22 protein-coding genes are annotated in these 21,119 nt (G+C 44.5%); 14 read left to right on the plus strand and 8 right to left on the minus strand.

Going from position 1 to position 21,119, the window contains the following annotated elements:
* Positions 1 to 23 precede the first annotated feature (23 nt).
* The 4 genes from CLV98_RS21050 (at position 24) to CLV98_RS21065 (ending at position 2,735) form a co-directional block, all read left to right on the plus strand.
* On the plus strand, positions 24 to 977 hold the full coding sequence (locus tag CLV98_RS21050; protein WP_109677732.1) for a transketolase family protein: 954 nt from the start codon (positions 24 to 26) through the stop codon (positions 975 to 977).
* 200 nt (positions 978 to 1,177) lie between these two features.
* Positions 1,178 to 1,720, plus strand: coding sequence for an RNA polymerase sigma factor (locus CLV98_RS21055; protein ID WP_109677734.1), 543 nt, complete (start codon positions 1,178 to 1,180; stop codon positions 1,718 to 1,720).
* Between the two features lie 54 nt (positions 1,721 to 1,774).
* Positions 1,775 to 2,248, plus strand: coding sequence for a hypothetical protein (locus CLV98_RS21060; protein ID WP_109677837.1), 474 nt, complete (start codon positions 1,775 to 1,777; stop codon positions 2,246 to 2,248).
* Positions 2,249 to 2,276: 28 nt separating this feature from the next.
* Positions 2,277 to 2,735 carry a hypothetical protein gene (locus CLV98_RS21065; protein ID WP_229203518.1) on the plus strand — a complete coding sequence of 153 codons (459 nt, stop codon included), beginning with the start codon at positions 2,277 to 2,279 and terminating at the stop codon, positions 2,733 to 2,735.
* 75 nt (positions 2,736 to 2,810) lie between these two features.
* On the opposite strand, the gene CLV98_RS21070 is transcribed toward CLV98_RS21065, so the two are convergent.
* The 4 genes from CLV98_RS21070 to hisB all read right to left on the minus strand — a co-directional run bounded on the left by CLV98_RS21070 (position 2,811) and on the right by hisB (position 6,951).
* Positions 2,811 to 4,388, minus strand: coding sequence for a SulP family inorganic anion transporter (locus tag CLV98_RS21070; protein ID WP_109677737.1), 1,578 nt, complete (start codon positions 4,386 to 4,388; stop codon positions 2,811 to 2,813).
* 39 nt (positions 4,389 to 4,427) lie between these two features.
* Positions 4,428 to 5,078: a carbonic anhydrase gene (locus CLV98_RS21075; protein ID WP_109677739.1), complete on the minus strand. Its 651-nt coding sequence runs from the start codon at positions 5,076 to 5,078 to the stop codon at positions 4,428 to 4,430.
* Positions 5,079 to 5,190: 112 nt separating this feature from the next.
* Complete coding sequence (locus CLV98_RS21080) at positions 5,191 to 5,487, minus strand: hypothetical protein (RefSeq protein WP_109677741.1); 297 nt, start codon at positions 5,485 to 5,487, stop codon at positions 5,191 to 5,193.
* A 339-nt stretch (positions 5,488 to 5,826) separates the two neighbouring features.
* Positions 5,827 to 6,951 (minus strand): bifunctional histidinol-phosphatase/imidazoleglycerol-phosphate dehydratase HisB, encoded by a 1,125-nt coding sequence (hisB, locus tag CLV98_RS21085; protein WP_109677743.1) that lies wholly within the window; start codon positions 6,949 to 6,951, stop codon positions 5,827 to 5,829.
* 242 nt (positions 6,952 to 7,193) lie between these two features.
* On the opposite strand from hisB, the gene CLV98_RS21090 reads away from it, so the two are divergent.
* From CLV98_RS21090 to CLV98_RS21105, 4 genes are all read left to right on the plus strand, one after another.
* A complete protein-coding gene (locus tag CLV98_RS21090; protein WP_109677745.1) occupies positions 7,194 to 7,787 on the plus strand; it encodes a riboflavin synthase in 594 nt (197 codons plus the stop codon).
* 213 nt (positions 7,788 to 8,000) lie between these two features.
* Positions 8,001 to 8,804 carry a PASTA domain-containing protein gene (locus tag CLV98_RS21095; protein ID WP_109677747.1) on the plus strand — a complete coding sequence of 268 codons (804 nt, stop codon included), beginning with the start codon at positions 8,001 to 8,003 and terminating at the stop codon, positions 8,802 to 8,804.
* Positions 8,776 to 10,635, plus strand: a complete 1,860-nt coding sequence (locus CLV98_RS21100) for a T9SS type A sorting domain-containing protein (RefSeq protein ID WP_109677749.1) — start codon at positions 8,776 to 8,778, stop codon at positions 10,633 to 10,635. The genes CLV98_RS21095 and CLV98_RS21100 overlap by 29 nt, the downstream gene beginning before the upstream one ends.
* Positions 10,636 to 10,664: 29 nt before the next feature.
* On the plus strand, positions 10,665 to 10,973 hold the full coding sequence (locus tag CLV98_RS21105) for a rhodanese-like domain-containing protein (RefSeq protein WP_109677751.1): 309 nt from the start codon (positions 10,665 to 10,667) through the stop codon (positions 10,971 to 10,973).
* A 54-nt stretch (positions 10,974 to 11,027) separates the two neighbouring features.
* Here CLV98_RS21105 and folB read toward each other — a convergent pair whose 3' ends face one another.
* From folB to CLV98_RS21120, 3 genes are all read right to left on the minus strand, one after another.
* A complete protein-coding gene (gene folB / locus CLV98_RS21110) occupies positions 11,028 to 11,378 on the minus strand; it encodes a dihydroneopterin aldolase (protein ID WP_109677753.1) in 351 nt (116 codons plus the stop codon).
* Between the two features lie 57 nt (positions 11,379 to 11,435).
* On the minus strand, positions 11,436 to 12,401 hold the full coding sequence (locus CLV98_RS21115) for a DivIVA domain-containing protein (RefSeq protein WP_109677755.1): 966 nt from the start codon (positions 12,399 to 12,401) through the stop codon (positions 11,436 to 11,438).
* 91 nt (positions 12,402 to 12,492) lie between these two features.
* Entirely contained in the window at positions 12,493 to 13,407 is a 915-nt protein-coding gene (locus tag CLV98_RS21120; protein ID WP_109677756.1) for a WD40 repeat domain-containing protein, read from the minus strand.
* A gap of 38 nt (positions 13,408 to 13,445) precedes the next feature.
* Between CLV98_RS21120 and CLV98_RS21125 the strand changes: the two genes are divergently transcribed.
* Complete coding sequence (locus tag CLV98_RS21125) at positions 13,446 to 14,075, plus strand: 4'-phosphopantetheinyl transferase family protein (RefSeq protein ID WP_109677758.1); 630 nt, start codon at positions 13,446 to 13,448, stop codon at positions 14,073 to 14,075.
* 7 nt (positions 14,076 to 14,082) lie between these two features.
* Here CLV98_RS21125 and CLV98_RS21130 read toward each other — a convergent pair whose 3' ends face one another.
* Positions 14,083 to 14,928, minus strand: coding sequence for a transglutaminase-like domain-containing protein (locus CLV98_RS21130; protein ID WP_109677760.1), 846 nt, complete (start codon positions 14,926 to 14,928; stop codon positions 14,083 to 14,085).
* 212 nt (positions 14,929 to 15,140) lie between these two features.
* Between CLV98_RS21130 and galE the strand changes: the two genes are divergently transcribed.
* Genes galE through CLV98_RS21155 form a run of 5 tightly spaced genes read left to right on the plus strand, consistent with a single transcriptional unit; the run spans position 15,141 to position 21,117 of the window.
* Positions 15,141 to 16,160 carry a UDP-glucose 4-epimerase GalE gene (gene galE / locus CLV98_RS21135; protein WP_109677762.1) on the plus strand — a complete coding sequence of 340 codons (1,020 nt, stop codon included), beginning with the start codon at positions 15,141 to 15,143 and terminating at the stop codon, positions 16,158 to 16,160.
* On the plus strand, positions 16,157 to 17,212 hold the full coding sequence (rfbB, locus tag CLV98_RS21140; RefSeq protein ID WP_109677764.1) for a dTDP-glucose 4,6-dehydratase: 1,056 nt from the start codon (positions 16,157 to 16,159) through the stop codon (positions 17,210 to 17,212). Before galE ends, rfbB begins: the two co-directional genes overlap by 4 nt.
* Positions 17,213 to 17,214: 2 nt before the next feature.
* A complete protein-coding gene (rfbA, locus tag CLV98_RS21145; RefSeq protein WP_109677766.1) occupies positions 17,215 to 18,081 on the plus strand; it encodes a glucose-1-phosphate thymidylyltransferase RfbA in 867 nt (288 codons plus the stop codon).
* Between the two features lie 34 nt (positions 18,082 to 18,115).
* Positions 18,116 to 18,760, plus strand: coding sequence for an O-methyltransferase (locus tag CLV98_RS21150; RefSeq protein ID WP_109677768.1), 645 nt, complete (start codon positions 18,116 to 18,118; stop codon positions 18,758 to 18,760).
* 20 nt (positions 18,761 to 18,780) lie between these two features.
* Positions 18,781 to 21,117, plus strand: coding sequence for a LysM peptidoglycan-binding domain-containing protein (locus CLV98_RS21155; protein WP_109677770.1), 2,337 nt, complete (start codon positions 18,781 to 18,783; stop codon positions 21,115 to 21,117).
* The last annotated feature ends 2 nt before the right edge of the window (positions 21,118 to 21,119 follow it).

Consider the following 21,119-nt stretch of genomic DNA (forward strand, 5'->3'; position numbering starts at 1 on the left):
AATTCAAAGACTTTTTACAGATAATGAAAAAATACACTTTCACAGAGAAAAAAGATACTCGTTCAGGGTTTGGTGCGGGTATGCACGAGCTAGGAAAAAGCAACCCCAATGTGGTGGCGCTATGTGCCGACTTAGTGGGATCCTTGAAGTTAGGACCGTTTATCCAAGAAAACCCTGATCGGTTTATTCAATGTGGGATTTCCGAAGCCAATATGATAGGGATGTCCGCTGGACTTACCATTGGAGGGAAGATTCCTTTTGCTACTACCTTTGCCAATTTCGCTACAGGAAGGGTGTACGACCAGATTCGTCAGAGCGTAGCCTATTCTGGAAAGAATGTGAAAATATGTGCTTCCCATGCCGGGCTTACCCTGGGAGAAGATGGTGCTACCCACCAGATCCTTGAGGATATCGGTATGATGAAGATGTTGCCAGGGATGACGGTGATTAACCCTTGCGACTATAACCAAACTAAGGCGGCTACCATTGCTATTGCCGATTACGAAGGTCCGGTGTATCTACGTTTTGGCCGTCCGGTGATTCCCGTATTTACCGATGCCGATCAAAAGTTTGAAATAGGAAAAGCATGGATGGTCAATGAAGGAACCGACGTGACCATTGTAGCTACCGGACATATGGTGTGGGAAGCTATTCAGGCTGGCGAAACACTTGCTGCCGAAGGGATAAGTGCGGAGATTATCAATATCCACACCATCAAACCTTTAGATGAAGAGGCTATATTGAAGTCTATCGCTAAGACGCGCTGTATCGTATCGGCTGAAGAGCATAACCGCATAGGTGGCTTGGGCGATAGCGTGGCCCAAGTGATCGTCAAAAATGACCTTGTTCCTCAAGAGTATATTGCCGTCGACGACAGCTTCGGGGAAAGTGGAACTCCTGCTCAGTTACTAGAGAAATATGGCCTTTCGGCTGCCGCTATTGTGGCTGCTGCCAAGAAAGTGATGGCTAGAAAGTAGGTAGCCTTTATCTTCAGATTTATAGTTTTAGTCTTGCATCGGGCCCAATGGTTGGCTTGAGGCAAGACTATAATTTTATTTGTCCATATCCTGAAAAACCAGTAATATTGGTGAAATAGATGCTAGTGACTTCAAGGATTGCCTTCCCGAAGCAGAGATGGGTGATCATGAAGCGAATTTAGCGGGTTAAAACACAGTGCATGTCAGACGAAGAGTTACTAGCCCTTTTTGAGAATCCTGAAACGCGATCGAACGCTTTCAACCATTTGGTGCGCAAATACCAGCAAAAGGTGTATTGGTTGATCAGGAAAATGGTGGTCGATCACGACGACGCTAATGACCTTACTCAGGAGGTATTTATCAAGACTTGGAAGGCTTTAGATAAGTTTCGGGGCGATTCTAAGCTTTATACCTGGTTGTATCGTGTGGCCAGCAATGAAGCGATTAATTTCTTGAACAAGAAAAAAAGACGCTTTTTTATTCCTTTACACGACGTAGAAAACGAACTGTCAGAAAAGTTGGAATCCGACCCAGAGTTGAGTGGGGATGCCATACAACTGAAATTGCAAAAGGCCTTATTAAAACTACCGGAAAAACAAAGATTAGTATTCAATTTGAAGTACTATGAGGAGCTTCCTTATGATGAGATTGCCGAGATTACCGGGACGTCGGTAGGGGCTCTGAAGGCCTCATATCATTGGGCTACCAAAAAAATTGAAGATTATTTGAATGATACGGATTAAACCAAACGCCTACCTGCCTGTCCAATGATAGTGCAGCGTGCAAAATTGGAAAACATGGATAAGAATCGAATATTACTCAAAGACCTTAAGAAACAGGTTCCTATGGCCGTGCCAGAGGGATTTTTTGAAGAATTGCCCAACGTCATTCAGGGGCGTGTTGAAGGAAAGGACAACGGGAATTCCGAAGCGCGTTCCGACCGGGATTCAGGTCGGGTGATTGGAGTGAACTGGCAATGGGGATTAGGCTCAGCAGCGGCGGTATTATTGGTTGCCGTGCTCATATGGGTTACTTTTCCCAAGCAGCAAGGCGCTCTGGGCTCCGAGCCGTTGAGTGGTATAAGCCAAGGAAGTATTATAGAATACCTGGAGGAAGAGAATCTAAGCTATTTCGATTTGAGTGAGCAGCGTGTGGTTCAGGCTGCCTTTGAGTCGGACTCTACGGTGATGTATTATTTGGAAGGAATGGATGACGAGCTGTTACTGCAGCAACTCATGGAAACGACTGCGATTGATTTGGAAAAGATTTGACCTAACTTAGTTTATAATGAATTGTGTATTGAAAAAAATATTATTTAGAGCGCTGGCCTTACTTTTTGTGGTATTTTATGCCTCGGGAACTAGTGTATATGGGCAGCGTCACTCCAGCGATGAGATGCGACGAATTCAGGATGCCAAGGTGGCCATTATCACCAATAGGCTCGATCTGACCCAAGAGCAATCGGCTGGTTTTTGGCCCCTATATAATGAGTACTCTCAGCAGCGGCGGCAAATTCACCGGGATATGCGCAAGATATTTGGCGAGAAAAAGGCCGATGGAGTGGACGATCGCGCAGCCATGAACAATCTAAAGGAGGTTCAGGAATTAAAACAGAAGGAGCTAGACCTAGAAAAAGACTATCAGCAACGGTTTTTAAAGGTGATTACAGCAAGCCAGTTAGCCGAGCTTTATAAGGCCGAAAAAACCTTCAACGACATGCTCATTCAACGGCTTAAACAGAATAGAAGACAAGACTAAATCGAACTTAATAGTAAAAGCAAAAACCCCGGTCGCATACTGCAACCGGGGTTTTTTTTGAGTGCTTCGGTTCGATTAATGTGCTCCGTTGCCCTCTACCACCATGATATCTTTGGTTAATACCGTGATATCCTTTAAAGGTGCGGTATGAGTTCTGAAATTTTGGATGATTTCTAGTACATCATAATCAATATCGATCGATTTAGATCCATCGATCAATACCGTTGAGCCAGCTGGAATTTTGCTCAACGTGTCGTTGATGCTTCCTTTGTTAAGGAATGTTACCTCCTCCGATAAGATAATCTTGATCACATCTCCATCGTGCTGTTCTTCTTTTTCGTAATAGTACGAATGCTTGAAGTTTTTACGCAAGATAAAGTAGATGGCAACCACCATACCAATGGCTATTCCTTTGAGCAAATCGGTGCTTAAGATGGCGATAATGGTCACAATAAAGGGAATGAACTGTTCTTTCCCCAACTTGAACATAGATTGGTATAGCGAGAATTTTGAAAGCTTATAACCTACCATTAAAAGTATAGCTGCCAAAGAGGCTAGGGGGATAAAGTTCAATAGCCGCGGAATCAGCAGTGCTGATAGCAAAAGAATACTACCATGGAAAATGGTTGAGAACTTGGATCTACCTCCTGAGTCGATATTGGCTGAGCTCCGCACGATGACCTGGGTAATGGGCAAGCCACCAATAAGTCCTGAGGTGATGTTACCAATTCCCTGAGCTACCAATTCTCTGTTGGTAGGGGTGCTTCTTTTATAAGGGTCGAGCTTGTCGGTAGCCTCTACGGAAAGCAACGTTTCCAAACTGGCTACTACTGCTAGAGTAATGGCCACGGTATATACTTGTGGATTAGAGAACGCTGAGAAGTCTGGGGTCTTAAAGAAGCTAAAGAATTCATTCAGGCTGGAGGCTACTGGTAGTTGAACCAAATGTTCGCCAGCCATTACGAATCCTGGGGCCATTTGCGCAAAAACGGTGTTCAATAATATACCGATTAATACCACAAAAAGTGCTCCGGGTAAAAACTTGAACAAACCAATTTTTTTCATAAAAGGCCTGTCGAACAAGATTAGCAAGGCTAGAGAGACGATGGAGATAATAATGGCACCAGGACTTATATAGTCTACCGCATTCCAAATCTCGGTAAAGGTATTTTGACCGTCACTTTGTTGGAAGGTCTGGTCCCCCATATAGTCCACATCATAGCCAAAGGCGTGGGGTATTTCTTTTAAGATCAGGGTAATCCCTATGGCGGCTAGCATTCCCTTGATGACGGAAGAAGGGAAGTAATATCCCACGATCCCTGCTTTGAGTAAGCCGGCAATTACCTGTATGACTCCAGCCAGTACCACCGCCAGCAAAAAGGCTTCAAAGCTTCCCAAAGAGTCTAGGGCTCCTAGCACAATGACCACCAAGCCAGCGGCAGGGCCTGAAACTCCCAGGTTGGATCCACTCAGCGAGCCTACCACAATACCACCTACAAATCCTGCGATGATACCTGAAAATAGCAGATCTGACCGGCCAGTAGAAGCCAATGCAACCCCCAGACACAGAGGGAGTGCTACTAAATATACTACCAGTCCAGCAGGAAGGTCGTATTTTAAATTGGCGAAAAAATTATTGTTCGATTTTGACATAAAATTATGTAATTCAATAAGTTGGTAACAGGGAGGTTATCAAGCCGTTTTGGGCTGCGGGGTGAATCGGTATACGGGTCGAATTTGGGTATTATCCTCTACCGATGCCTTTAGGTCCTTAAGCAAACCATTTTTAAGGTCATATACAATACCATGAAGCTGTAGGGGGCGGCCATTGGCCCAAGCATTTTGAACGATAGAGGTTTTGCCTAGGTTATTGACTTGTTCTATAACATTGTATTCGACCAAACGATCTGTTCTATCATTCTCGTCAACTATGGCGTCCAATTCTTTTTCGTAAAGCCGGTATACGTCCTTGATATTACGCAGCCAGTTGTCGATAAGGCCTACCTGTTGATTGCCCATGGCGGCTTTTACGCCTCCGCAGCCATAATGGCCTACTACCATGATGTGCTTAACGCCCAATACATTTACGGAGTAGTCAATGACGCTCAATAGGTTCATGTCGGTATGTACCACCATATTGGCAATATTGCGATGCACGAAAATCTCTCCAGGATTGGTACCTGTAATTTGGTTGGCGGGTACTCTACTGTCCGAACAGCCTATCCAGAGAAACTCTGGGGTTTGGCCATTGGCTAGATTCGTAAAATAGTGGGGGTCAGTAGCAATTGTATCTTCTACCCATTTCTTATTATTATCAAATAGCTTATTATAGGAGCGTTCCATGTGCGCTTGTCATTTTAAGTTTTATTAAAAAATATTAGATTTTTCAAATACAGATTCATCTTCAGTGCACAATATGGTACTGTAGAATCTTTATTTAAATATTAGGGATTTTTTAACTCAACTCTGGGGGCGGCGAGAACAAGTTGCGATATACCTCATTATTAAAACTAATGCGGTATAGAAAAGGAGAGAAATTATTATTGATATTAAATAAATGAGGAAAACCTTCGAAGAAATGAGCTATGATATGATGGTCTTCCATCAACTGCTGCGTTTCTACCGTTTCACTTTCACACTCTTCCGCATCACATACCACCACTACCTGGCTTTTGGCAAGCAATAGCTTGTCTATTCCTGTATAACAACACAGAAAGGCTAGGGTGATGAATATGATTAGAAAATTCTTCAAGGGTGTAAGTATGGTTTTTGTACTAATTAAAAACTAAAAACAGACTCAAAACGTTCATTTTGTCTGTTTTGTTGCGTCTGAAGTCAATTATAGTATAAAAAGTAAGACACCCAGCCACAAAAAAAAGGTTGTAAAAAACAACCTTAAAAATATTATGCTTTCCAACCTTTTTCATGGTTCTCCAACCAACGCCCTACCAAAAAGGCTGAGGTTAACAAGATAACATAAAAGGCGATCATGATAATGGTCATATACATACTATAATCCGGTTTTCATTTTTCGATAATTGCAAATTTAGGCAAAAAATATGAATGCGGTACACCCGCATCCATATTTTTATTACAGTACCCCTTTGGTAGAAGGCAGTACATCGAGGGCGTTTAAATCCCTTCGAACCGCCATTTTGATGGCTTTGGCGAAGGCCTTAAATATCGCTTCTATCTTATGATGCTCATTATCACCCTCTACCTTGATGTTAAGGTTGGATAGGGAGGTATCTGAAAATGATTTGAAAAAGTGATGAAACATTTCAGTAGGCATTTCCCCAATTCTTTCTCTTTTGAATTCGGCATCCCAGACCATCCATGGGCGGCCAGAGAAGTCGATAGCCACCTGGGCCAGGGCTTCGTCCATAGGGAGCAGATAGCCATAGCGGCTAATGCCCCGCTTGTCTCCTATGGCTTTACGATAGGCCTCACCCAGAGCCAGGGCCGTATCTTCGATGGTATGATGTTCGTCGATGTGTAGGTCGCCTTTGACCTGTATCGTTAGGTCGGCTCCCGAATGCTTGGCGAGCTGATCGAGCATATGGTCGAAAAATCCAAGCCCTGTTTCAATATGAGAGAGTCCGCTACCATCGAGGTTCAACTCGATCACAATTTCCGTCTCTTTGGTATTTCTTTCGACCCTAGCCTTCCTGGAGGGAAGTTTCAGGTGTTCATATATGGCATTCCAGTCCGTCGATACGAAGGCCAATGAAGGAGCAGCTTCTGACGGGATTTGCTGGGCCGATTCGGCCGATCCGATGTATATGGCCTTGCAACCCAAATTGGCTGCCAACTGAACGTCGGTATGCCTGTCGCCAATTACATAGCTGTTGGCCAAGTCATAGTCGGAAGTAAGATACTCCTGCAGCATGCCTATGCCAGGCTTACGAGTAGGTAGGTTGTCCTCGGGGAAGCTACGATCCACATGTATCTGGGAGAAACGAATGTTTTCGCCTTCCAGAATGGACAACATTTTATTTTGGGCAGGCCAAAAGGTGTCTTCCGGAAAAGAGGCCGTTCCCAAACCATCTTGGTTGGTCACCATCACAAGTTCGTAATCGGTCTCTTCGGCTATTTTGCGCAGGTTAGAAATGGCTCCTGGTAAAAATGCTAGTTTCTCCAGGGAGTCCACCTGAAAATCGATCGGAGGCTCTATGATAATGGTACCATCACGATCTATAAATAACACCTTCTTCATTTGGTTGTATTATTGAAATAAATATTTAATCAAGACAATTGCATTTCCTAATTTTGCTCAAATTTCGGAAACTAAGCCGGATTGGTAAGCCATTTCTATAAGATTTTACTTTTAGAACCTTATTTAGAGGCTACAGCATGTCTATGTTTAGCTTAATTTGGTACAGGATCGCCACCGGAATGTATAGGGGTTAAGAAATTACAACTGGTATTGTTAATAAAATATTTATAATTTTAAGCATTATGTTCACAGGGATTGTTGAAGCTACTGGTTTAGTAGAAAATATAGTTAATCAAGGTAGCAATGTTCAATTTACGATTCAATCTGCTATAGCATCTACTTTTAAGGTCGATCAGAGTATAAGCCATAATGGAGTTTGCTTGACGGTCGTGGCCTGTGATGGCGATAGATACCAGGTTACGGCCGTAGAGGAAACCCTTCTTAAAACGAATCTTCGTGATTTGAAAACTGGAGATTTGGTGAATCTGGAGCGTTGTATGCCCGCAAACGGTCGTTTCGATGGGCATATCGTACAGGGTCATGTGGACCAGGTTGGGACTTGTCGGCACATAGCACAACGCGATGGGAGCTGGTTGTTCGATTTTAGCTTCGATGAGGCCCAGGGCAATGTTACCGTCGAAAAGGGATCTATTTGCATCAATGGAGTGAGCCTTACCGTCTTTAACTCTCAACCTGGAAGTTTTAGAGTGACGATTATTCCATATACTTATGAATTTACCAATTTTGCCGGTCTTCGTGTGGGAGATTCGGTTAATCTGGAATTCGATATTTTAGGAAAGTATATTAAAAGAATATTGACAGGTTATCAATCTTAGTATCTTTGATTTTATCATGACTTTTTTGGTGTTGCAATCGGGCCGTGGCCTGTCCAATCTATCCTAAAATTGGTATACAAGCCGAAAGGTGATTCCTTTTTCGATAACAAAAGTATCATACAAACAAAACCAGTCGGGATAAGGTCTATTGTCAAGCTGAATATTTCCATTTACTTTTACCATCTTATTAATAAGTTTCTGTCTTAAGTATACATGACTAAAATTAGCACCCAATCGCGTTCGGACCTTTTGATACATATCGGTATCATAATTGCGCTAATCCTGGTATTTTTCCTTGGCTTTTTCTTTATATACTTGCCTTTTACCACCAACCACGGCGAATCCATTACCGTACCCGACCTCAGGAAGCAGCCTGTGACGGAGTTGGATGCTTTTTTGGATAGCCGGGATTTACGATACGAGGTGAGCGATTGTACTTTTGTGGCCAATGTGCCGCCTCTTACCATTATTTCTCAATACCCTGCTCCAGGATCGAAAGTAAAGGAGGGGCGAAAAATATATATTACGGTGGTCTCTAACACGGCTCCACTGATCAAGATGCCTAAGCTAACCGATATGACGCACCAAAGTGCGCAAATGTCCCTTAAAAGTGTTGGCTTAGAGGAAGGGACCATCACCTATGAGCCCGATATGGCTCAAAATGCCGTTTTGAAGCAGCTTTACCAGGGTAAGGAAATATTGCCTGGCCAGCCCGTTGCCAAGGGGTCCAAAATAGACCTGGTCCTTGGAGAGGGCTTGGGGACGGCTCAGTTCAATGCCCCTTCGGTATTGGACATGCCCTTGGATGAGGCCAAAATCGTCATTGTTGGCGCTGGCCTTAAAGTAGGGCAATTGATGGAATTGCAGCCAGAAGATGGGCAGGGGGGAGGAATTGTCGTGAAGCAGAATCCCGAAGGAGGATACAAAGTTAGAATAGGGGATGTGATCGACTTATGGGTCACCCCGGAAGCCAACGAAACCGAATCGAATGAACAACCCCAAGGATTACAATTCTAAACCGAACTCTTTTTTATATTGGCTATTAAGTTGTGCCCTGTTGGTTGCCTTTACGGCCAAGGGGCAATTGAGGGTAGTACCTCTAAGCGTGCCGGTCGCAACGGAGGGGGCGGAGCATTCGGGTATGCGGGTAGGGGCTACGGTCAACTTACCATTTTTTGATGATTTCTCCACAGCTACCAGTGGGATTCCCGACGCAACGTATTGGGAAACAGGAAGTGGTGTGTCTATTAATAATACGCTTACGACTGGGCAGCCATCCCTCAATTTGGCTACCTTCGACGGGCTGAATTCCCATGGGTTTCCCTATAATTTCATAAATCCCCTCTACCAGGACTTTACCGATACGCTCACCTCACAGCCTATTGCGCTTGGGGGGCTAAGTCCTGCCGACTCCATCTATCTAAGTTTTTTTTGGCAGAGCGGCTCGCTCATTGAGAAGCCAGATTCAAGCGATTTTTTGCAACTGGAGTTTCTAGGGGTAGATGCCCAGTGGGAGGTCGTGTGGAAGCAAACGGGTTATAGAGTGGATTCCGCTTTTCATCAAACTTTTGTAGCGATCAAGGATCCTAAGTATCTGCATTCGGGGTTTCAATTCCGATTTCAAAGTTACGGACGAAGTTCGGGAGCTTATGACATGTGGCATGTAGACTATGTATTCCTAAATGCGGGTAGAAATTCCTCGGACCGCTATATTCGGGACTTGGCCCTTACACGTCCTTTAAGTCCTCTCTTAAAGGAGTTTACCAATATGCCCTTGGGGCATTATCTTACCGACCCCGGCCGGTTTACGGAGGAGGCCGTAACCGCTGAAATCCGAAATTTATATAATAATGAAAACCGGACTTCCTTCGTACTGACCCTTGAAGACGAGCTCTCCGGTACCAGTTTTGTTGGAGGGAGTGAAGGCTCAACGTACATTGGCCCCCTGGCCACCCTCGATAAATCCGTTAAGATGAGTCCCCTGACGGGTGTTGAAGGATTAGAATCTCTGCGGATACGGTATAAGTTTATGATGCAAACTACCGATAATCAGAATCCCAGTATTCCCACCATCGATCTTCGGCGCAACGACACCCTCAGTGCGGTTGCCGAACTGAACGACTATTTTGCTTATGACGACGGAACGGCAGAATACGGAGTTCAGATGAATCAGAAACTGGGTAGAACCGTCGTCCAATATTTATTGCCGAAGCCTGATACCATAGGGGGAGTTCGTATGTCGATCTTACCCTTTAATAATGATATTGCCGGCTCTAGCTTTACCCTTCAGCTATGGAGCAACAAACAAGGGAAGCCCGATAGGTTGTTGGCTCAGCAGGCCTTTCCCGCCACCTATAATTCCAGTAGAACGGAACTTTCAGAGTTTGCCTTCGCTAGAGCCGTGGCCGTTTCCGATACGTTTTACGTTGGTTGGCTGCAAGTGAGTGATAATCCGCTTACAATAGGCTACGACCTAAATACCAAATATGGAGCAGGGAAAGTACATTACAGCGTAGGTAATTCATGGACCGTAGCGGCAAATTTGCGGGGAAGTATCATGATTAGGCCATTTGTTGCACGAGCCGGTGCTGAGGTCATCACGGGCACCGAGCCGCTCCTTCAACAGGCGTTTTATTATCCCAACCCCTTTAGGGGAACGGTACAATGGAAGGGCGAAGCCTTGAAAAAGATAGAGGTGTATGACCAGTCCGGAAGGCTACTTCGGGAAATTACCGATGGAATTCAAGGTGATTTTATAGACCTAAAGGAACTAACCCAAGGTTATTACTATTTTAAAACGTACACAACAAAAGGAAGCAGCGTACACAGAATGCTGCGGTTGAAATAATGATTAGGTAACTTAATAAATTTGAAGTAATGGATATAACGGTAGAAGAATTAAAAGAAAGACTTGATAAAGGAGAAAATCTTCACTTTTATGATGTCCGTGAGGAGCATGAATATGAAGAGGATAACTTAGGGGCCACTTTGATTCCTCTAGGCGACTTTCCCGACCATGTGGAAGAGCTTAGCCCCCTTAAAGACGAAGAGGTAATAGTACATTGCCGCTCTGGGGCAAGAAGTGGCAAAGCCGTTGCATTCTTGAAAGCTCAAGGCTTTAGCAATGCCAGGAATGTAATAGGCGGTATATTGGCCTATCGTGAATTGGAGGAGTCAGAAGACTAGTGAATAGGAAGGAAGGAATTAACTCACCTTGTGGTGATTTTAATTCCTTCCTTATTATCCCTCCATCGTGATAGCCGCCCGGTTGCACACTCCTCCGACTGGGGGGTTAAATTTAGAAACCTTCACCGTGACCTTGTCCACAGAAGGGTAGGAGCCCCGTATTTTTTGAATCACCTTCAGGGCAATATGTTCCAACAGGTGAGCGGGTTCCTTCATCACCTCTACGGCAATGCTGTATAAAGTTTCATAATTTACAGTTTCACTAAGTTTGTCATGCTCTGCAGCCAGTATAAAATTGGTGTGGATGGTGATGTCCAGTGAATACTTGTTTCCAATGCGTTGTTCTTCAGGGTAGTAGCCGTGATAGGCAAAAAACTCTAATCCTTCTAAGGTAATGGTTCCCAATGAATGTGGTGGTAGGTTCTGTGGCGCTGGTGAGGCCACTTTGATGAATAATATGGTTTAAATTTGGTCAAAAAAGGAACCCCCACTCTCCATTTCGTTGGCTCTGGATGGCTCTGGCGCCTTTGGCTTCGACGGCTCGGTAGCCTGCTGAGCTGGCGGAGTGGGTAAGTTTTTGTCTTGCGCCTCTGCAATGGGGGTGCTATTGTCCGCTTCAGAGCTATGGGCTATCTCGGGGTTTGCTTCTTGTGACCGCGCTGTGTCCTGCGAAACGGGGGCCGCTTTGGCTTCCTCCTCCTGCAAGTTGGGTTCCACTGTTCTGGCGATGTTCAGATTGGTTTTGGCAACTGGAGGTTGTGGTATAATAGCTTCGGACTCGCCAGAAGCCAAGGGTATGGCAGCTTCTACAGGCTTTTCTTCCTGTTTTTCTTCAATAGGCTTTTTGGGGATTTCGATTTGTGCTACATGTTGCTTTATCTCATCCATTTTATTGAGCACCGATTCCCGATCGTACTTCTGCTCGAATCGTTCTATCGTTTCTAAAGTGTTATTGGCCAAGGACGAGAGCTGAACCATGAGGTTATCCCTATAGTTTTCAATGGCTCTAAAATCTCTTTCCTGATTTTTGACCTCATTGACAAACTCCTCCTTTAGGTTTTGAAGGCGCAATTCGGTGTCGGCAATTACCTTTTGAGTGCGTTCCTCCGCTTCTAATATCATGGAGTCGGATAAGGATATAGCTTCTTCTTTCCTCTTTTCGGCCTCCTCTAGGGCTTCTTTTTCTATCTGTCTTCCCGTTTCTTCCGCCGTTTTTAGGGTTCTAAAAAGGGATGATTCTATGTCTTTTAGCTTGGCAAGTTCATTTTGAGTCTGTTCTAGCTGCGCTTTTAGTTGTCGGTTTTCACTGGTAAATCGTTCCCATTCCTGTGATAGTGAATTCAAGAAGGCGTCCACGGCCTCAGGCTCATAACCCCGAAATATTTTTTCGAAGGTATGCTTGCGTATGTCTATAGCGGAAATCTTCATGGCAGAATATAGGCTTGATATGTATTTTTTAAACGTTGCGTAAGTTAAAGATAACTACCCTACATTTCAAAGAATTTGCCAATATTACCATTTAATATGTTTCATATGGCTGTACTTCCCAGACAGAGATGGTACGGTCATCACTACAAGACACTAGCTGATTATGGTAGTTGGACCATAGTAATTTATTCACAGATGTGCCATGGCCGGCGTGGCGTCCTCTATCGATTACTTTTTTGAGCCGAAATCCCTCAGTTTGCCATATTTTTATGGATTTGTCCATACTAGCCGTAGAAAAATAGGCGCCATCGGGACTGAAAGTCAGGTGGTTGATCGCATACATATGTGCGGGTATATCCTGAATCAGCTGGTAGTCAGTTGTAGCATCCCAAATTTTAATATGGGCATCGCGACCACTGCTCAACAAATACCGTCCATCGGGCGAATAGTTCAGGGTGAATACAGAATTGCCATGTTCCCCAATGGTCTGTTTGAGGTGATAGTCTTGTAAATCGAAAATATGTACTCGATTTTGGCTATCCCCGACGGCAAATTCCCTCTGGTCGGGGCTTACTGCGATGCAGCGTATACTTTCTGAACTTAATTTAATATGTTTTTGAACGGAGAAACTGGGGATGTCCATTACCATAAGTACCCCATCGCCCAGGGCAATGAGTGCCTTGTCGTTCACCAGTTGAATGTCGAAAATACTGGCTGAAGTAATTTTGGCCGTTTTTAGGATTGTATTGGTTTTGGTATCCAGGAGCTGGATTCCTTCATAATTCTGGCCTATCCATAGCTGCTCTCGGGTAGGGTCATAGGCTAGGGCGTACACCGATGCGCCGGCGCGAGCTATGAGCTTGCCGAGGTCGGGTTGGGTCAAATCCCATAGAATGATAAAGCCGTCGCCACCTGCCGAGTAGAATTGGGAATCAGTATGTTTTTGAATTATGGTGTAAATACTATCGCGATGACCAGAAAAAGTATCAATTTTGTGGATATTCATATAGGATTGTTTTCACTAGCTAATTAAACAATATAGTTATGCCCCTCGTTCATTCTGAACTTATCGATAATAAGGCTACCCTGTTTTTATGGGAATTGACCGAAGATGAGTCGGAACTCCGTCGCCAGTTGCACCACAAATATAATATGGAAGAGTTGGAGGCCATTTCTCATCCTCAAAAAATTAGGGAATGGTTGGCTAGCCGCTTGCTGTTGCAGCTATTGGCCCAACAACAAGAGCTTGTGTATGCGGGTACCCAAAAGGATGAGCATGGTAAGGCTTTTTTGATAAACCATAACCTACAAATATCCTTGACCCATACCCAGGACTATGTAGCGGCCATCTTAGGGACGGAGTTTCCGGTAGGTATCGACATGGAGCGCCTAGATCCCAAACTGCAGCGTACGGCGCACAAGTTCTTGACGGTAAGCGAATATGAGCATGCCGAAGACGACCTACGCCGATTAGGAACCTACTGGTGTGCCAAGGAGGCGGTATACAAGCTTTATGGGAAGAAGAAGGTAAGCTTTAAAGATCAAATTTACATTCTACCCTTTTCCGATCAGCAAGAGGTGCTGGAAGGGGAGCTTCGGGATGAGGATACCCTGCTCGTCTCCCAGGTATATCTGCGATGGATTGGCGAGTATTGTATGGCCATAGCACTCTAGTGAGGTGCTATTCCAAGGGGTGGTCCATGGTCGACCGTAATATATTTTCCAGCTCCTTCTTTTTCTCATGATCGCCCGTCTTCTCGTAGGACAACAGCAGGTTTCTCAGTACCCTTTGAATTATCTCCAGGTTGGTGCAGGGCTGGTAGAAGATATCTTTGGGCTTAATATTCAATTGGGCAATGTAATGATCGATATCGGTTTTAGAAAATATAATACCCCGACTGAATACATTGATATAAAACTGCACCTGGTCCTTTTTATAAGTCAAGACAAAAAGGTTGGGAAGATTAACTCCGTAAATGGGCAGTTTTAGCTTATGTGCTATCAGCAGATAAATTACGCATAAGGTAATCGGGTTCCCCTTTTTGGTTTCCAAAACAATATTAATCATCGAGTTGGAAGGAGAATGGAAGTTTTTGGTATTAGCCGAAAAATTTAGGTCGCCAAAAAAGACCCCGTTGATCCTTTTTATCTGGTCCACCGGATTCATTTCGTCTTGAAACTGGGTCCATATATCATAATAGAGCTGCTCAACAGACACGTTTAGCTCTTCGAGGGTAAGGTCGGGGTATAGGTAGGTAGCCACTATCCACATACCCTCCATCAAATCCTGTCCACCACTATTTCTCCAGGTCTGCAGGCGATCCATCAGGATACTCTGTTGTAGTTCATGGATAAGTTCTTCTATGCGATGCTGTACCGTAGGGTTAAAGCTATTTTCCCATTCTGTTTCCAGTAAGGGGATAATACTACCACCCAAAGATAAAATCCTACCTTCTACATGCTGGCTCACTTCATGGTCTTCGTCGTCGAGTAGTGATATCAGTGCTTTTATTTCGTTCTTATTCATAATCCCACAAATCTTCGTTTTCTAACAATCGGATAAATAAAAACATTTTTTTTTTATAGACGTCAAATTTTCTACTTTTGCTCGGAAAAAATAATTATATCCCCTTGTTGTTTTGCCCTATTTTAAAGGGTTAAGCTAAGGTAGGTATGTTAATTTTGAGTCAATCGGTAATTTCCTTATTCACTACCATTTAGATATTAAGTATATTGAAAATGAAAATACTTGTTACAGGAGGGGCCGGTTTTATAGGTTCGCATACCGTTGTGGAGCTACACCAGGCAGGCTTTGAGCCCGTTATTCTCGATAACCTCTACAATTCTAATCGGGATGTTCTTAAGGGCATCCAGCAAATCACCGGTGTCGAATTTCCTTTCTATGAATATGACTGCAATGACCTTGAGAAACTCAGAGAACTTTTTGATAAAGAGCGGTTCGATGGGGTCATTCACTTTGCCGCTTATAAGGCGGTAGGAGAGTCCGTTCAGAAACCCTTGGAATATTATGAAAATAACCTTGTTTCGCTGCTCAATTTACTGAAAGTCATGCAGGAATACAAGGTGCCTAAGTTTGTATTTTCTTCGTCTTGTACCGTATATGGTCAGCCAGAGCAACTCCCCGTTACTGAGGACACCCCAAGGCTGCCAGCTACTTCTCCTTATGGCAATACCAAAGCGGTAGCAGAGGACATTATCAGGGATTTTGTGTTTTCTGGTACGGTGGTTAAGGCCATTGCACTTCGGTATTTCAACCCTATTGGAGCGCACGAAACTTCTTTGATAGGCGAATTGCCTAATGGAGTTCCTAGTAATTTGGTGCCCTATATTACCCAAACGGCTGCGGGCTTGAGGCCCTCACTTACCGTTTTTGGTAGCGATTATGATACGGCCGACGGTACCTGTGTTAGAGATTTCATACATGTGGTCGATCTGGCCAAGGCCCATGTAAAAGCCTTGGAGTTGTTAGACGAAAACCAGGCCGATCAGTACTACGATGTCTTTAATGTAGGAACTGGAGAAGGATATACTGTCCTGAATCTGATCAAAACCTTTGAGGAGGTCAATAAACTTAAGCTCAACTATAGCATAGGTCCTCGCCGTGCTGGTGACGTGGAGAAGATCTACGCTCAGGCCGACAAAGTAAATACCATCATGAAATGGAAAGCAGAAAAAAGCCTCGCAGAAGCACTGCGTGACGCTTGGAATTGGCAATTAAAAATTACACAGACTAAATGAAAAAAATACTTATTACCGGAGGAGCCGGTTTTATTGGTTCCCATGTGGTACGTCGATTCGTAACCAACCATCCCGAATACCATATCTTTAACCTGGATGCTCTGACGTATGCGGGTAACTTGGAGAATCTGAGCGACCTGGAAGATGCCGGTAACTATACTTTTGTTAAGGGAGATATAGTAGATGCCGCATTCCTCGATAATCTGTTCGCCGAGAATGACTTTTTTGGAGTGGTGCATCTTGCCGCCGAGAGCCATGTAGACCGGTCCATATCCGACCCTATGTCGTTTGTGATGACCAACGTGGTGGGGACGGTCAACCTATTGAATGCCGCTAAAAAGGCTTGGGGTAGTGACTTAGACGGACGCCGCTTTTACCACGTGTCTACCGATGAGGTATATGGTGAACTGCACGACCCTAAGGAGTTCTTTCTCGAAACGACTAGCTACGATCCTCGCTCCCCATATTCCGCTTCGAAAGCCTCTTCCGATCACTTTGTGAGGGCCTACCACAACACCTATAAGCTGCCCGTGGTGATCTCCAACTGTTCTAATAACTATGGTCCTAACCATTTTCCAGAAAAGTTGATCCCTCTAAGTATTCATAATATTTTGAATAATAAGCCACTTCCTGTCTATGGAAAAGGCGAAAATATTCGGGACTGGTTGTATGTAGTAGACCATGCCATTGCCATCGATGTCATTTTTCATACCGGAAAAGACGGCGATACGTATAATATTGGAGGGCATAATGAGTGGAAGAATATCGATTTAGTGTTGCTACTTTGTAAAGTGATGGATCAGAAATTGGGCCGTCCCGAAGGTACTTCCGAAAAGCTTATTACCTATGTTACCGATCGTGCCGGCCACGACTTGCGGTATGCCATCGATGCTACCAAGCTTTCGGATGAGCTAGGATGGAAGCCTTCCCTTCAGTTTGAAGAAGGGTTAGAAAAAACCGTAGACTGGTATCTGTCTAATCAGGATTGGCTCAATAACGTCACCTCGGGAGATTATAAGAAGTATTACGACTCAATGTACACTAATCGTTAATTATGAAAGGAATAATATTGGCGGGAGGGTCTGGAACCAGACTTCACCCACTCACACTTGCCGTTAGTAAGCAACTCATGCCGGTTTATGATAAGCCCATGATATATTACCCCTTGTCCATTCTGATGCTGGCGGGGATAAAAGAGATTTTGATCATTTCGACCCCACACGATTTACCCAATTTCGAAAAATTGCTAGGCGATGGTAGCCGATTGGGTTGTAGATTCGAATATGCCGTTCAGCCGAGTCCGGATGGACTGGCTCAAGCATTTATTATTGGAGAAGAGTTTATTGGAGACGATAAAGTGGCCCTGATATTGGGTGACAATATATTTTATGGCTCTGGACTTTCCAAATTATTACAATCCAATAATGATCCTCAGGGAGGGGTTATATTCGCTTACCAAGTACATGACCCTGAGCGTTATGGAGTGGTAGACTTCGATAAAGAGAAAAATGTGATCTCTATTGAGGAGAAACCTCAGAAGCCAAAATCGAATTATGCCGTTCCTGGTCTCTATTTTTACGATAATAATGTAGTTGAAATAGCCAAGACGATTCCACCTTCACCTAGAGGCGAACTGGAAATAACCGATGTGAACAGGGTTTATTTGGAGCGGGGCCAACTTAAAGTGGGCGTGCTCGATCGTGGAACCGCCTGGCTCGACACTGGCACCTTCCAATCTTTGATGCAAGCCGGACAATTCGTTCAGGTGATCGAAGAAAGGCAAGGATTGAAAGTGGGGTGCATTGAGGAAATTGCCTATAGAATGGGCTTTATCAATGAAGACCAGCTTAGAGAGATTGCCAAACCGCTCGTTAAAAGTGGCTACGGAACCTATCTCGAAAGTATTATTGCCCATAAGTAAACGTTGATATACCCTAGAAATAGTAATTTTCTGTATGAAATTTATCTTAAATGAAATAGAATCTTACTGTGAGTTACATTCGGACCCTGAAAGCGACTTGCTGAGCAAGTTAAACCGGAATACACAGGCCAATGTCCTGAACCCCCGGATGCTTTCAGGGCCCTTACAAGGAAGATTGCTCTCCCTATTTTCCGGAATGATAAACCCTAAAAGGATACTGGAAATAGGGACTTATACCGGATACTCCGCCCTATGCTTGGCCGAGGGGCTCTCCGATGATGGTAAGTTAATTACCCTCGACATCAACGAAGAGCTGGAAACGATGGCTAGGAGTTACTTCGACGACTCCCCTTACAGCCAAAAGATCGATTATAGAATAGGGAATGCTCTGGATTTGATTCCAGAAATAGACGAGGTCTTTGATCTCGTATTTATAGATGCCGACAAAATAAACTACCAGGCCTATTATGATTTATGCCTACCTAAGATGAGGCCGGGGGGGTACATCCTCGCCGACAATGTATTATGGAGCGGAAAGGTGGTAGAAAAGTTGAATAAAATTGATAAGGATACCCAGGCTTTATTAGATTTTAACAAAGCCATAACCGACGACAAACGGGTGTCCAACTTGCTCTTGCCCATTCGGGATGGATTGATGGTGATTCAAAAACACGCTTAAATACTGACAGCATTTCATTTATGAGAATCAAACTAAAAAAATATAACAGCACCAATGGTTTTCTATTGGCCCTACTCATGTTAATAATGACTGGGGTACGTGCGCAGGATTTCCCTAAAGTGCCCGATCATGTCAACTTCGGAGGCATCAATGTGAAGTTCGATAAGGGGGCTCAAAGGATCATTGAGCAGGACATTAAGAGCCTGATGGGTAACCAAAAGTTTTGGGAAGAGAAAATGGATAGGGCCATTCTCTATTTTCCAATCGTAGAGGGCATCTTAATGGATGAAGAAGTACCCATCGATTTTAAATACTTGGCGGCACAAGAAAGTTCCTTCAAGCCCGATGTAGTCTCTAGCTCGAAAGCAGTAGGTTTTTGGCAATTCAAAGCCGAAACGGCTATAGAAATGAACCTCAGGGTGGATAATGAAGTGGATGAGAGGAAAAATATTTCTTCGTCGACCCACGGAGCCGCTTGGTACCTTAAGAAGAATAACCAACAGTTTAACAACTGGGTAGCCACCCTATATTCCTATTATCTAGGAGCCGGAGCAGTCAAAAAAATAGTGCCTTCTAACTGGGCCTATGCTAGGGAGGTTTCGCTGACCAACAAGACTGATCGCTACGTGCTTCGCTTTTTTGCACATAAGATTGCCCTTGAAGCGGGGATTGAGCGTTATCGCTCCAAGAATAAACTCGTTTTGCTAGAATCGGATTTTGGAAAGGGGAGGTCTTACGCCGATATCGCTCAAACGCTAGGCATCAATCGGCAAGAATTACAAGAATATAACCGCTGGTTCGTAGGCGAAAGGGTTCCTGATGATCGGGAATATCTATTGACAATCCCCGTATCGGTCGACCACGTAGTGGCAGTGAGAGAAAAACTTTCTATGCCGGCCATAGCCGCCACGGTACCTGTGGCGAGGCAGTCAGGGGCTAGTGGATATCCCATCCTGAAGCCCTCCAATGTGCAGCCTAAAGGCAGTAGTCACGAATTTTATGAGATTAACGGATTGGCGGGTATTTTGGCTAAGCCTGGAGATACCCCAAAGTCTTTGGCGAAGGCCGGAAAGTTGAGTATTTCAAAGTTTATGAAGGCCAACGACCTGGTGCGCGACATGCCCATTATACCCGGTAATGTGTATTATTTGGCTAAAAAGCGTAAGCAAGCTTCCGTGCCTTTTCATGTGGCAGAGCCAGGAGATACCTGGCAGGCGATTTCCCAGCAATATGCTATAAGACTGGTGAACTTGCTGAAAAATAACCGTACGATTAGTCGCAATTATCCCATTCAGACGGGGCAGAAGCTTTATTTGAACCGTAAACGACCTAGGAAAGAACCCATCGAGATAGTGCCAGTGGCGCCTCCTACGCCGATGGCCCCCCCGGCACCTATGGTGACTGAAGCCGCAAAGGAAACAGAGCCTGCCACTAACGATATTCCAAGCAATTCTTCGGAAAGGAAGAAATATGCCCCTGTGTTGGTAGAAAGTAAACCGATGGAGCCCACTCCAGCGGTAGAGGTAGAAAAACCAGCGGTGGTAGTAGCTGCCGAAATTAAAAAACCGACACCCTCTACACCTACTACGAGCCAAGTGAATGACCGTGTCGTGATTATTAGTCAGGACGATAACGATTCCGAAAATACTCAGGTAGGCAAGAATACCATAAGTACAGAGCGGCCAAAAGAGGTAGCTAGCAATGGGTTCGAATCGGAGCAGACTCGTGTAGCCTCAAAACCCTCAGGAGTCAAAAAGGCACAAAGCCATATTGTTAGTTCGGGGGAGACTTACTTTAGCATTGCCCGGATGTACGACTTATCCGTGACTAAGCTATTGGCCCTCAACAACCGGTCGATAGATACCTCATTGCTGTCGGGCGATGAACTTATTGTGGAAGGTACTGGGTCGGTAGCCGCTACCCCGAGCACAGCGGAAGTTGCCGTCCCCAAAAAGGCACCCGTGGTTAATAGTCCCGTGGAGCCCAAAAAGGTAGTTCCTAAGCCTAGCATCGAGAATAAATCTGTAGCCCAATACCACACGGTAGAGTCGGGCCAAACCTACTATAGCATTTCTAAGTTACATGGGCTTACGGTCAATGAACTACTTGGATTGAATGCTTTGTCGGTAAACGATAAGTTAGCCGTTGGGCAGCGGTTGATCGTTAGAAAGGGCCAGGCAGCGGTGTCGGCTGCACCTGCAGCCAGCGAAGCTCCGGGATATCACGTGGTGCGGTCGGGTGAAACGCTATTTTCTATTGCCAGGCGTTATAACATGACAGTCGACCAAGTGAAAAGATTGAATAATATGTCAAGCAATACGGTTCTTGTCGACCAGAAATTAAAAATTGCCCAATAAAC

It is taken from the genome of Dyadobacter jejuensis (genome assembly GCF_003149085.1).
In the GTDB taxonomy this organism is placed as follows: domain Bacteria; phylum Bacteroidota; class Bacteroidia; order Cytophagales; family Spirosomataceae; genus Dyadobacter; species Dyadobacter jejuensis.